Source organism: Myroides sp. 1354 (assembly GCF_030324495.1).
In the GTDB taxonomy this organism is placed as follows: Bacteria; Bacteroidota; Bacteroidia; order Flavobacteriales; family Flavobacteriaceae; genus Flavobacterium.
On sequence record NZ_JACAGN010000002.1, the window covers coordinates 272,622 to 285,887 of the forward strand.

The 13,266-nt window shown below is 34.3% G+C and carries 11 protein-coding genes; all 11 read right to left on the minus strand.

What is annotated here, in order from left to right:
- Positions 1-101: 101 nt before the first annotated feature.
- The 11 genes from HX004_RS04170 to mscL all read right to left on the minus strand — a co-directional run bounded on the left by HX004_RS04170 (position 102) and on the right by mscL (position 13,229).
- Complete coding sequence (locus HX004_RS04170; RefSeq protein WP_286441053.1) at positions 102-2,285, minus strand: TonB-dependent receptor; 2,184 nt, start codon at positions 2,283-2,285, stop codon at positions 102-104.
- Between the two features lie 184 nt (positions 2,286-2,469).
- A complete protein-coding gene (locus HX004_RS04175) occupies positions 2,470-3,150 on the minus strand; it encodes a glycosyltransferase family 32 protein (protein ID WP_286441054.1) in 681 nt (226 codons plus the stop codon).
- Positions 3,151-3,224: 74 nt separating this feature from the next.
- On the minus strand, positions 3,225-3,623 hold the full coding sequence (gene arfB / locus HX004_RS04180) for an alternative ribosome rescue aminoacyl-tRNA hydrolase ArfB (protein ID WP_286441055.1): 399 nt from the start codon (positions 3,621-3,623) through the stop codon (positions 3,225-3,227).
- A complete protein-coding gene (gene pnuC, locus HX004_RS04185; protein WP_286441056.1) occupies positions 3,616-4,242 on the minus strand; it encodes a nicotinamide riboside transporter PnuC in 627 nt (208 codons plus the stop codon). Before pnuC ends, arfB begins: the two co-directional genes overlap by 8 nt.
- 61 nt (positions 4,243-4,303) lie before the next feature.
- Positions 4,304-5,011, minus strand: coding sequence for a Bax inhibitor-1/YccA family protein (locus HX004_RS04190; RefSeq protein ID WP_050899482.1), 708 nt, complete (start codon positions 5,009-5,011; stop codon positions 4,304-4,306).
- A gap of 53 nt (positions 5,012-5,064) precedes the next feature.
- Complete coding sequence (locus HX004_RS04195) at positions 5,065-5,673, minus strand: 4'-phosphopantetheinyl transferase family protein (protein WP_286441057.1); 609 nt, start codon at positions 5,671-5,673, stop codon at positions 5,065-5,067.
- A gap of 96 nt (positions 5,674-5,769) precedes the next feature.
- On the minus strand, positions 5,770-6,606 hold the full coding sequence (locus HX004_RS04200; protein ID WP_286441058.1) for a DUF4302 domain-containing protein: 837 nt from the start codon (positions 6,604-6,606) through the stop codon (positions 5,770-5,772).
- A 19-nt stretch (positions 6,607-6,625) separates the two neighbouring features.
- Complete coding sequence (locus HX004_RS04205) at positions 6,626-7,504, minus strand: substrate import-associated zinc metallohydrolase lipoprotein (protein ID WP_286441060.1); 879 nt, start codon at positions 7,502-7,504, stop codon at positions 6,626-6,628.
- A 2-nt stretch (positions 7,505-7,506) separates the two neighbouring features.
- Complete coding sequence (locus HX004_RS04210) at positions 7,507-8,994, minus strand: RagB/SusD family nutrient uptake outer membrane protein (RefSeq protein WP_286441061.1); 1,488 nt, start codon at positions 8,992-8,994, stop codon at positions 7,507-7,509.
- A 13-nt stretch (positions 8,995-9,007) separates the two neighbouring features.
- On the minus strand, positions 9,008-12,343 hold the full coding sequence (locus HX004_RS04215; protein WP_286441063.1) for a SusC/RagA family TonB-linked outer membrane protein: 3,336 nt from the start codon (positions 12,341-12,343) through the stop codon (positions 9,008-9,010).
- 439 nt (positions 12,344-12,782) lie between these two features.
- Positions 12,783-13,229 carry a large conductance mechanosensitive channel protein MscL gene (gene mscL / locus HX004_RS04220; protein WP_286441065.1) on the minus strand — a complete coding sequence of 149 codons (447 nt, stop codon included), beginning with the start codon at positions 13,227-13,229 and terminating at the stop codon, positions 12,783-12,785.
- Positions 13,230-13,266 lie beyond the last annotated feature (37 nt).

Consider the following 13,266-nt stretch of genomic DNA (forward strand, 5'->3'; position numbering starts at 1 on the left):
TTGTTGGGCATCATAAAAAAAATGTAAGCTATAAAGAAAGTACAAGAGCAAAAATTTATACTGAATAAAAAAAGGATAATCAATTGATTATCCTTTTTTTATTAAAACTTCAGTGTTAAACCTGCTAAGATATTGAATGTAGCCTGAGGATAATACCCTGCACCATCAATGGCTTGTGTGCCATCAAAATCAGACCAATAATACCCATTGGAAACATATTTGACATCAAAAATATTGTTTGCCAAGACAGAAACGCCTATACTTCTAAACCATTTCTTCACTGGAAATTCGTAGTTCAAACTCAAATCATTGACAAAATAAGAATCTAGTTTAGAATTCTTTGCTTCAATATTCGACATATACTGTTCCCCAACAAATTTCGTCAATAGGGAAACACTCATTCCTGTAATTGGCGTATACGTTATGGCATTAGACGCGATGAAATCAGGAGAAAAAGCAATGGCTTTTGTTCCAAAATACTGCATTTCTCCTTCCCATAGGTAATATAAATCTCTATTCTTATTTGCACTTAGTGTTATACTTGGGCTCCAATACCATTTTTCCAACACCTTCACCTGAGCGTCAATTTCAATTCCCAAACGGTAGCTATCCTCAATATTTTCGCGAACCGAGGCTCCGACATCATTTAGTTCACCTGTTAGTACCAGTTGGTCTTTGTACTTCATATAAAAGGCATTGACATGAATCGCAGTATTGGGTGTGTTCAATCTCCATCCTAATTCAAAATCGTCTAATTTCTCTGCTTTTGGCATTTCATGTTCTACTTTTCTTCCTTCATAATCATTGCGATTTGGTTCTTTATTAGCTCTAGCATAGGAGAAATACAATTGATTCTCTTCATTCACTTGGAAAGTAATACCTGCTTTGGGATTCAAGAAATTAAATTTATCGTTGACTAAGCCTGTATCCAATCCATTCGCTTCATAGGTTACTCTACGGTACTGCATATCGCCATATAAACTCCATTGTTCGGCCAATTGCCAAGTCGCTTTTGCAAAGAAATTCAAATCCGTTTTCACCGCATGATCACGGTAATACTCTTGTTTATAATCAAAATTCACGGGTTGTTTTGCCCACAAAATAGTTCCGAAGTGATCTCCTTCGTATTTATTCGCACCTCCTCCAACAACAACGTTTAATGTTTCTGTCTTATAGTTGACATTAAATACCATTCCATAGAAATGATTATCTAAGGCTTTTCTGCGAATTAAATCCGTTCGATTCACTTCTTCTCCGTTGACAAAAATAGGAGCTAACCCATATTCTTTGACCTTTTGATTCTTTTTGTAATTCTCGTAATACCCATATCCTTTGGTATAGTGCAAGGACACATTCGAGCTCCATAGATCAGACCATCTTTCACTCCAGTGCAATTGGTAGTGATCTTGCTTGTAGTTGTCTGTTTCATTATTGTAGAATTGTGTATTTCCTTGATCATCTTTATACTTTCCTGCAGGATTATAACGTCTGCCATAAGTATCTATTTCTTCTTGTGAAACACCATTCCACGCTTGATATGTTTTTTGCTTTCCGCCAAATACTAATGCTTTTATTAAGGAAGTATTACCAACATAAACCCCTTGTAAGAAATAAGATTTTAAATCTGAAGAGGCTCGATCAATATATCCATCCGAATGAATGTCAGACAAACGCCCTGCAATTTCAAACTTGTCATTAATTAATCCTGTACTGAATTTAACGGTAGACTTACGGGTATTGTAACTACCAAAAGAGTTGGCAATTTCTCCGTTTGCTTCTTGGGAATAATCATCGGTTTTTAAATTCAAACTCGCACCAAAAGCCCCTGCACCATTGGTAGAAGTTCCAACACCACGCTGTAATTGTAGATTTTGAACAGAAGATCCAAAATCGGGCATATTCACCCAAAAAGATCCTTGAGATTCTCCGTCGTTATAGGGGATTCCATTTAGGGTTACATTAACCCGTGTTCCATCTGAACCACGCACGCGAAAACTCGAATAACCAATTCCATTTCCTGCATCGGTTGTTGTCACTACTGAAGTCATATGCGACATCAACAAAGGAATATCTTGTCCTAAATTGCGTTTTGCAATTTGTTTTTTGGACATATTCTCATAAGCAATCGGTGATTTGCCATCTACGCGAACAGCCGATAGCACGATTTCATTTAAGGCTGTTTTTTGAATGGAGTCTTGATTCACTTGGTTCTGCGCATACCCAGATAGGGTTGCACTTAAACATAAACCAAGGATAAATAATGAATTTACAGTTACTTTTTTCATTCGTAAAAATACTTTCACAAATAAAAGGGGCAATTATTGTTTGATTAATAATTACACTTTTCCCGTGCAAGTTAGTCCTTGCACTATTTCCCTTGGCAGCATTACCTGCCCAGGTTCTACGGGTATGATCTCAGCCTTTTTGGCACCCCTTTGAGATTTGAACTGCAAATATAGGTAGTATTATTTAGAATAAAAACAAACGCTTGATCCAATCTTTTCGATTTTTCCCATGTTTCCAAGAACCCGAAAAATGGTGAATGGCACAAGTTTCGTCTGAAATTTGATATTCTCCAGTATTCCAATCTTTTGGACTGAAAAAAGTTTGAGGATAGATGACGGTCTCACAACTAACTAGTTGTTGCTTTTGATTACTCAATTGCAATCCTCTCAGCAAAAATTCATTTGTGATTGTAATCGTATTGGGCGTTGTATAGTATTTTTTATACAAGTGCCTGCGGTAAAAAGACTTCTTTCGGTAGACATCCAGCAATTTCTGCAAAATAGGATTGTTTTTTACACTACCTAAAACAGCGGTACTCAACAAACGATCCGATTCAAAACCACAAAAGAACTTATGCGATAAAAATGCATCGAAATTTTGAACAATTTCCACATCGGTGTCCAAGTATATTCCACCATATTCATTCAAAACGTGTAAACGACAAACATCGGAGACAAAGGCATATTTTTTTTCTTGATAAGCTTCTTTGGCAAAGCGATAATATGCTATATCGAAATTCTCTTCAGTCCAAATGATAACCTCATATTGAGGTAAGTGTAAGGCAATCGACTGCAAACATTGTATCATCTCTGCGGGATAAGTTCCCCTACCAAACCAACACAAGTGAATCTTCTTAGGAATCATAGTATATGTTCTAACGTTGACTCAATAGTACAACTGTTATGTTACCCTATGATTACCCGGTTATCAAATCAACATTAAATAATTCGCTTTCTCAATTCCTTCTTAAGCGATAATTTCTTTTTATTTTCTTGATTTTTGCGAATAACACTTTTGGGTACTTTGGTTTCTTTTCGAATTTTCTGTTGAACCAAAGCCACTTTAAGTAAGGCAATTAATTTTTGAATGACTAATTCCTTGTTCTTTATTTGACTTCTAGTTTCCTCTGCACTTAAAATCAATACACCCTCTTTCGAAATATAGTTATTCAATTTCTTGAACAATCTATTTTTATCTTCTTCATTAAACACCGTGGATGTTGCTAAATTCCAAAATAAAACGACTTTTGAAGATACTTTGTTGACATGTTGCCCCCCTGCTCCCCCACTTCGTACCGCTTTGAAAGTCAACTCCCGTATTAACTCTTGTTTATCCATATTTTTTTTCTTCTTGTTTTAAAATTTTGTACCAACTAAGATAAGCTTGAATAACCAATACCGTAAAAATAATAAATTGAATAGCCAAAATCCCCAAGCCTCTATAAGCATAAAGTGGCACAGAAATAATATTTCCTATCAGCCACATTGTCCAATTTTCAATTTTCTTCAAAGCCATATAATACATCCCTAAAAAGAAAACACCAGAGGTAAAAATATCGATATAATTTTCTGGAGCAATTGGCGTATTAGTTACACGATATACTGCATATACAAGAACAATAGTTACCACAAACACAAAGACTCCAATTCCCTTTTCTTTTCCATTCGTCCGACTAATTTGTACAACTTGCCCACCTTCCTTCATTCTAGACCAATTATACCAACCATAAATACTCATACAGGAGTAATAGCCATTAAGGATCATATCGCCTAAATAACCGGCTAAATACAGCAAATAAACGGTGATTATCGTTGCGATTAAACCCGTAGGATAAACAAGAATATTTTCCTTTCCTGCGTACCAAACACTGAGTATACCAAAAACAAAGACAATACTCTCTAATCCTATGTTCAACCAACTTGTATCGCGATAGGCTCCAAAGAAAAACTCAATCATACTTTTAGTTTATAAAAAAAGCCATACGATTGGTATGGCTTTACTCTCTATTTTAATTGAATTAATTGTTTCTGCTCATTAAAATTCTCAGGATATACCAGAATAACAACATCAAAGAAGCAAACAAACTCAATGCAGCAGGTACATATTGATCTGCGGCATATTCATTTTTAATCTGCCATGTTGAATACAAGATGGAACCTGAAGCTAAAGCTACCATCGCTAAAGAGAACCATAAACCTAAATCAAAACCAAATAACATTCCTGCAACTATCGTTCCCAACGCTAAGAAAAACCCTATCGTTAAAATAGAACGCATGAATGAAAAGTTTGCATTCGATCCAAATACAACTCCTGTAAGTCCTAAAAACAAAGCTAAAGTCAATACACCTGCTTGCACGATAAGTGAAGAATCACCTGTCATACTCAAGGCAACAACTAAGATAGGAACAAATAAGAACGCTTCTGCTAATACATACAACATAAACCCAGCATATTGTTGTGGTTTATTCGCTGTTTTATAGGTTAAATTTTGTGCGAACCAGGTAATCCCCATAAAAGCACCTAAGATGATTAACCAAGAGAATTTACCCATTCCCAACAATTGAAACATTCCATTTACTACAAAAGGAGTGTTCAATAAAATCGTTTCAAATACAATAAATGCTAATACACCAAGAGCTAAATTCCCATAAGTTCTTCTGTAAAACTGTGCTTTAACCGTATCCGATTCATGAGCAACAGCATAAATAGGCTGATTATCTTCCATATTTTAATTTTTTGAGCAATTTACGAAAATTGCTACAATTTTCATTTACTAATTTAATAACTAACCACTAAAACGTAATTCTCTAGTCTAAAAGAAAGATACTTCAACTTAACTTGAAATTCTCCTTGACTTATTTCCGCCTGTTTCAGTACTACGTTGACATTCATATCTTGGGCAAAACTCAAACTACGTGAATTACACATTTTAAATAAAGCCTCTTTAACTGACCAGATTTCCGTTAAATAATCCAGCTTCAATCCAAGTTCAATAGGCGCATTACTCAATTCACTTTCATTGCAAAATTTACCACTTAGGCGCACGATTTTTTCGCGGATCAATTCGATATCCACCCCAACATTTTCCTTACTTATCGCCACTACTGCATAATCAAAAGAATGAGAAATAGAAATATGTTCTCCAGAACTCAAACTAGGTTTTCCATTTTTGTCATACGTTAAATCAGTATCCGCAATATTTAACTGACGTAAAACTTGACGCACGGCTAAAAAAGCCTTTTGATGATTCTCCGATTTCATTTTAGCTAAGCGTCCTTGACTAAAAATACTTAATTCAAGCGATGTCTCCAATTCTTCTATAGATTCGGTAATATGCCAAACATAAAGTGATCCTGCTTCTAATACGATTTCTTTTACTATTCCCATAAATAAAAAAGTCAGTAAAATACTGACTATTGTGAATAACAAAAATACGATTTGTTAGGTACAAAAAAAAGAGTCGCAATTGCGACTCTTTTTATATTACATGATTATAATTGAATTACTACCACTTTCTCCTTTGAAAACACCATTCTCAAATTTCAATACTGAAATTGTAGATCCATCTTCAAATTCGATTGCTGGGCTAACAACAATCTCATCAACGTTAAAACCAATTCCGATTCCACCTTTAGAGTTAACAGATATTGTTTGTTCATTATTTAATACAGTAGCGTATCTAGTACCTCTAGTATATCTAAAATTTAATACTAATGATTCTCCATTTTCAGTCATAACCAAATTACGCTTTTGAGCAATAACATTCATCAATGCACTATTTGTACTGATATTATTCCAATCTTCTGCTGTTGCCTTAGTTAATTTGATATTAAACAAACCGCGGTTTCCTCTTAAAGTCAGAACATCACCATCATAACCGTAGAATAAGAACTGATTATCTCCTAAATACCCTTTTCCTTTTAACTGTTCATTAGGATAAATATTTCCTTTTCCTAATTCATGAATATGATTTGGAGTAGCAAATAATACTGAAATTGTACTTCCTAAAGGTAAAGTATAAGTAGATACCTTAGGTACTAAGGTACTTGCATTAAAATCTGATACCATAGTAACCTTATCAGCTGCCTCAAATTTTATCAAGTGACTAAATCCACCTAACTGAGCATCATCGGTAAAATAAATCATTTTCCAACCATATTCAGCATCTAACAATGCAGAATTTAACTCAACACGTGCTTTTTCTATTCTAACATTTGCCTTATCCCCGAAAATATCATCGGGATCCGTATCTTGACAACCTACTGTAAATAAGCTCAACATACAAACCAAAAGGCCACTTTTAATATATCTTAAATTCATAATTATATTTCTATTAAAATTACTGACCTAGCTGTGCTTCTTCAGCTGCTTTTTTAGTATTAGCATCAGCTTTTTGACACAAATCATAAAAATCAATATCCCAAATATCTTTGTAATATTCAACAACTAAAGCTTCTTTCTCTCTTAGTTTAGCTTTACCTGTAGCATTTGGAACAGCGTTTATCATTGCATCATAAGCCGTAAAATTCACAAGCATTGCTGCTGCCATTTCAGCAAAATCTTCGTCAACATTACTTCTAGAATAAGCAGAAATAAATCCTTCATTTCTAGATGCAGGATCGTTATAGTTCTGCCAGTTAGAATCATAACCTGAAGGTGTTATCTCTCCAAAAGCTTCTTTATCAAAGATTCTTTTTTGATTTAGAATATGCACATACTCATGTTGAATAGTATGTACAAACTGTCTAATCTCATTTACATTAGTCACGTCAATCAAATCAATTGTAAAAAGAACAATACGCTGTCCTTGATCTGCTAAACCTAATGTTTGACTTCCTTCTTTATTTAGATTCACCCCTCCTACAAGGAAAAACTCTCTATTGGTATTTTCTTTAATAAATTCAGGATATGTCACCTCTGTATAAGAATCAATCCAAACCTTTTTAACCACCTTCATTACCTTTTCAACGTTTTTAGGGTCTGCAGGAGTTAAATATCTTGTATTATCAACTTTATATTGATCCCATTTGTACTCCACACTAATATTATAAGGATACAAATATGTTTCTCTTAACCATAAATCTAATGGAGAATATTCAACCTTATCTGTGTTCAATACACTGTCTTTGTCCAATGAATTGTCTTTATCACATGATACAAATGTACCAGCAGCCAAAGAAACGGCTAAAGCCAACTTAAATAAATTATTTTTTTTCATTTTTATCTAGGATTAGGAGTTAAACCAGCATCAATAACGTGCTGTGGTAATTGAAATGCACGTCTCAAATCCCCTTTTTCTAAGGTATATGTCGTTTGTTCAATACGGTGATTTACTTTCATATCAAAACGTTTGATATCAAACCAACGATTTCCTTCATGAATAAGCTCTCTACGTCTTGCTTCCGCAATTGCAGCAACTAAAACCGCTTGATCACCTGATAATGTATAATATGGTGTTAATACTGTAGCAGCATCAGGAAACATCGAACGAAGCTTCTCAATTTTTAAGATATCAGTACTTGCATTATAACCTATAGTTCTCAATCCTAAGAAATACTGTAATCCTTCAATAGCAGCTTCAATTTGATTATCCATTGCCAAAGCTTCTAATCGAGCTAAAAACATTTCATCATTACTGAACAATACAGACTGAACAAAAGCAAACCCTGTACCTGCTGTAGGGTTAGTTAATTTAAAGTACTCTCCAACTTTAGGTATAAAACTAATATTAGTGCCACGGTATGCGGCAGTTCTATAATGAAACTCCTTACCAAATGGATTGTTCGAACTACCCATAATAGTTTTCACAATATAATCTGTTTCAGGAGCGAAACGATCATACACAAAAGTTCTTTCATACCCAGAAGGAATAGTAGAAACTAATAAATTAGTTTTTGGTTCAGTAGAGGCATAATATAAAACTCTGTTATCCACAGGTATCAAGTTAAATGCTACGTAGTCTCTTAAAGTAGCTGGTTTTCCATCTACACTAGAAGAATACTCCAAAACTTTATCAAACTCACCTTTGTATAAGTAAAACCTAGTAGCAAAAGCATTTGCTGCTTGTACACTAAAGTGAAACTTAGTTGGCAATGATGAATAAGTAATAAACTTAGCATCTGCTAAACCAGCTAATAAGTCTTGCTCGATTAAATCATAAACTTCTTGTACACTAAGGCGTTTATATTTTTTAATCAACTCTCTTTCTGGATCAGTTACGAATGGCACACCTAAATCGGTTGCAGCTGTTGCAGGATTATAGTGCTTAGCAAAAATATTTACTGCCATGAAATGAGCGTAAGCACGAGCTAAATGTGCTTCAGCTCTTATCCCACGAGTTTCATTCGTTTCTGTAAAACCTTCAATAGCCTCTAAAGCTTCATTTGCTTGAGCAATAGCACTATAACAACCATCCCAATAAGCTGAAGGAGAGTCTGAACTAACATCATCACTATCTTTCCAAAGGTAATATGCATCGTTTTCTCTCGTTCCACCACGTGGGTTCTCAGAATCAGTAACGTTATCAGACATTGCTTCTAAAAAAGAAGCCATGTGGTATGATGGATATGCGTATACTAAAAGGTCCTTTACTTTTTGTGTCGTATTCAGTTGTGTTCTATTGTCAGGAGTCTCAGACAAGAAACTATCACAACTTGTAAAAGCTGTTACAAGCGCTAATGAACAAACTAATATTTTAAATCTTTTCATGATCTTTTATCTTTTAAAATCCAACATTTAATGTTAAAGTATACTGACTAGTTACAGGCATTGCAACTCCTCCTGTTCTAAAGAACTCTGGATCTTGACCTCTTAATTTTTTGTCAGAATAAATCAACCAAGGGTTAGTAGCCATCACTTTAAGTGATAAATTACTTAATCTTAGATTTCTAGTAATATCTTGAGGGAAATCGTAAGCTAAAGATACGTTCTTCAATCTAACAAATCCACCATCTGCAATACGGCTACTAGAATAGTTATAAGTACTATAAGCTCTTGCTAAATTGTTGATACCATATTCTTGCACCAATGTTTTATCAGCAATAACAGGAATATCAGTTTTTAACTCATCACCAGGCAATACCCATCTATTTTGAAAATCTTTTGTAAATACATCTAAATCACTATACGATGAGCTAAACGATTCATATAATCTGATTTTGTTTCCACCTGAAGCAACAAAGAATAAATTCAAACTCCAGTTTTTGTAATTGAATGTACTTGATAAACCTAAAGATTTATTTGGCTCAATAGCACCTTCATATTTTAAATAATCAGTAATACCTTCTGTTGCTTGGAAATTAGCACCACTAATATTATCGGTTACACCAGGTGCTTGAATGAATGTAGGTAAACCTTCATCAGTCAATCCTGTAAATTCATAAGAGTATAAAGCGTTTCTTGGATTACCAATCACGTTCCCACCAAAACCACTTACTAAATCGATAACTCTAGGTTTGTTTTGTAATCTAGTAATTTCTTGGTGATAGTAAGAAGCGTTAATAGTAGTTGTCCAACTAAAATTAGGCGTTTTAATATTTGTAGTAGTCAAAGCAAACTCAATACCTTTTGTTGTCATATCGGCATTATTACCTAATTTACTTTTTTGACCTCCAATACCTGAAGTTACAACTACGTCAATTAAATCATATGCTTTTCTTTGGTAAGCATCAACTACTAATTGTACTCTATTATTCCACAATCCTAAGTCGAAACCTACGTTTAACTCATGTTGTTTCTCCCAAGTCAAATCACCGTTTTGTAAATCTTCGATTTGCATACCTGTTTCTCTCTCTCCTGGTAATCTTCTGTCAATAATAGCACTACGGTAAATAGCTAAAGAGTTTGTTGCAGGACCTGCTGTAGCAGTTAAACCATATGATCCTCTTAAACTCAAGTTACTGATTGTCTCGCTATCTGCTAAGAATTTTTCATTACTAGCATTCCATTTTCCAGAAACCGTCCAAGTAGGCAACCATCTATTACTACCACTTCTACCTTGTTGATTTGAACCATCATATCTTCCAGTTACACCAATTGTATAACGTCTATCATAGGTATAACCAACTTTTCCGAAGAAACCAACTGTTCTTTCTCTAAATGCATCAGAACTTGCTAAAACACCACCTTCATTAATGATTTTCTCATACATACGTGGATCTGTTTTAACAACCATTCCGTTGTCAAACATTAAACCATAAATAGAATTAAAATCACTATTTCTATCAACTGAACGCATCTCCACACCTCCAAAAACATCTAATTCATGAAGATCTTTAAAGATATCAGCATAGCTAATTGTATTTCTTACGTTATATGATGTTAAATCATTTTTGAATGTTCTGCGGATACCTCCTTCTTTCATTACTGAAGTAGGGTTTCTTGCAGGATTCTTAGGATCTTTATATAAAAATACGTTATTCTTAACATCCTGTGCAGTTTCCTCTGATCTATAAGCTGCAGCAACGTTAGAATTTTCAGTCATATCGTGTGTACGATATGTATCTGCATATCTAAGAGCCCCACTAAAGTTATAAGTAACTGTAGGAGAGATTTTATAGTCAGCATCTAATTGAAACTTGATTTCTTTTACATCAATTTTCATTGTATTCTCTTCAAGCTCTTGTAAAATATTAAAAGGAGCCCAGTTCATTCTAATATATTCTAAATTCCCATCGTTGTCATATGGACGAATCGTTCTATTAGTATTCAAAGCATAGCTGAATGGGTTTAAATCAAACTCACGTGATGTTCCACCATTCACTACATCTCTTTTACTATCGTAACTACCTGGTGCACGTTGATCACGAACTGATCCGTTAGCAGATAATGTAAGGTTGAATCTGTCATTAACAAAGAATGTATTTTTCAAATTCACAGTTAATCTGTTTACTTTGTCTGCAACTGTCCATCCTGGATCCGTAAAATAACCAATCGATCCAAAGAAAGCATTATTTTTACCTCCACCTGAGAAACTCAACGAGTGATTTTGCGTAATAGTTGGTCTAAACAATTCTTTAAACCAATCTGTATTAGCTCTTTCATATTGTTGTAGATATTGATTCTTCGCAATAGGATCATTTAACAATTCATTATTGTCAATTGCAGTATACATATTGCGATAAATCCCTCCGTATCTTCCAGAAATAGAAGAAGGCAATTGATTATATCCTTTATCTGTCAACTCATTAAAGATACTCATCGTCTCTTGTGAGTTTAAAATATCGTATTGCCCATAAGTAGGAATAACGCGAACAGAGTTCTCCATTGAATAGTTAATAGTCAACGGCGTTTCTTTTCTTCCTGATTTTGTAGTTACAACTACAACACCATTCATCGCACGCGATCCATAGATAGCTGTTGCTGATGCATCTTTCAAGATCTCAATACTCAATACATCACTACTATTTAATCCAGAAATCGCTGAACTCAATAATGACTCAGAGTTACCTGAAGCTAATTGCTCAAAAGACACGTTTACGATATCTTCTTGAACAACTCCATCAATCACCCATAAAGGCTTAGTATCCCCTAAGATAGAAGAAGAACCACGAACTGTAATTTTAGGAGCAGCTCCAAAAGTACCTGTAACGTTTTGTACGTTTACCCCAGCAGCTTTACCTTCAATCATTCTACTTACATCCGCAACCCCATCTACTTTAAGGTCTTTTGCCTCAATACGGCTAACTGCACCTGCTTCCTTACGTTTAGCAACTTGTTGATAACCTGTATTGATTACTACTTCTTGCATTATTGCACTGTCATCTTTCAATACAGCATTAACAACACTAGCTTTACCAACTTTTTTCTCAACTGTAATTGTCCCTACAAACTGGAATACTAAAACAGCATTCTCGTCTTTTACGTTAATAGAGTAATTACCGTCAAAATCGGTACCAACACCCTCTTGGGTTCCTTTAACTAACACACTAGCTCCTGGCAGACCTAATCCATCTTCACCAGTAACTTGTCCTGTAACCTTTCTACTTTGCGCAAACCCCTCATTTACCATTAGCAAGGCAGCTATAACAAAGAAGAAATGAAGTACAATTTTCCTCATGTTTTATTAATTTTAAATTGTTTAACAAACAAATAACAAAAAATCGACATATGCTAATTTTATGTTATTTTTTTACAATACGAAAAAGTTAAAAAATGTATAAGCTTGTTTTACAAACAATTACAACAACACTCCTTAAAGTCAAATTCTATGCGGGAAGATACAGTATAATGCAACCAAAAACAAAATCTTAAAAAAATATATAAACACAAAAAAAATACGTTAAGACAATCAAAATAATCAACAAATACAAACAAACAGAAGAACTATATTAACAATTAAGCTCAAATAGATGCATCATCTTAATATTTACTAAAAAAAACTTTAACTAAACAAAAAACAGGGGTGTAACACCCCTTTCTACTAGGCTTCCAAAACACACATAAAAAAAGGAGAGGGTAAAACCCCTCTCCTTTTTTTATTAAGAATAAATCACGATTTATTTTCCTTGATTTTTCAACAAATCTCTGATTTCTGCTAACAAATCTTCTTGTGTTGGTGCTGGTGGCCCTGCTGGTTCTGGTTCTACAGCCGCAGCTTCTTTCTTTCTCAATTGATTAATTCCTTTTACCAAAAGAAATACACACAACGCTAATAATGTAAAGTTAATTACTTCTGTAATAAAACTACCATAGGCGAAAACAACGTTTCCGTCAATTCCTCTCGCTGCTGCCAAAGGCGCTCCATCTGGTGCATCTCCTTTTAACACCAAATACATATTCGTAAAATCTGGCGTTCCTATAATTGCAGAAACTACAGGCATAATAACATCATTCACGATACTTGTAACGATTTTACCAAATGCCCCCCCAATGATAACCCCTACTGCTAGGTCCATTACATTGCCTTTTACAGCAAATTCTTTAAATTCTTTTAAAAATCCCATAGTTAAAATTTTATTGATTGTTTTTAACAAAAATACT

What these genes read in the sequence shown, in the direction of transcription:
- HX004_RS04170 (WP_286441053.1), bottom strand. Translation starts at nt 2,285, where the DNA reads ATGAAAAAAGTAACTGTAAATTCATTATTTATCCTTGGTTTATGTTTA.
- HX004_RS04175 (WP_286441054.1), bottom strand. Translation starts at nt 3,150, where the DNA reads ATGATTCCTAAGAAGATTCACTTGTGTTGGTTTGGTAGGGGAACTTAT.
- arfB (WP_286441055.1), bottom strand. Translation starts at nt 3,623, where the DNA reads ATGGATAAACAAGAGTTAATACGGGAGTTGACTTTCAAAGCGGTACGA.
- pnuC (WP_286441056.1), bottom strand. Translation starts at nt 4,242, where the DNA reads ATGATTGAGTTTTTCTTTGGAGCCTATCGCGATACAAGTTGGTTGAAC.
- HX004_RS04190 (WP_050899482.1), bottom strand. Translation starts at nt 5,011, where the DNA reads ATGGAAGATAATCAGCCTATTTATGCTGTTGCTCATGAATCGGATACG.
- HX004_RS04195 (WP_286441057.1), bottom strand. Translation starts at nt 5,673, where the DNA reads ATGGGAATAGTAAAAGAAATCGTATTAGAAGCAGGATCACTTTATGTT.
- HX004_RS04200 (WP_286441058.1), bottom strand. Translation starts at nt 6,606, where the DNA reads ATGAATTTAAGATATATTAAAAGTGGCCTTTTGGTTTGTATGTTGAGC.
- HX004_RS04205 (WP_286441060.1), bottom strand. Translation starts at nt 7,504, where the DNA reads ATGAAAAAAAATAATTTATTTAAGTTGGCTTTAGCCGTTTCTTTGGCT.
- HX004_RS04210 (WP_286441061.1), bottom strand. Translation starts at nt 8,994, where the DNA reads ATGAAAAGATTTAAAATATTAGTTTGTTCATTAGCGCTTGTAACAGCT.
- HX004_RS04215 (WP_286441063.1), bottom strand. Translation starts at nt 12,343, where the DNA reads ATGAGGAAAATTGTACTTCATTTCTTCTTTGTTATAGCTGCCTTGCTA.
- mscL (WP_286441065.1), bottom strand. Translation starts at nt 13,229, where the DNA reads ATGGGATTTTTAAAAGAATTTAAAGAATTTGCTGTAAAAGGCAATGTA.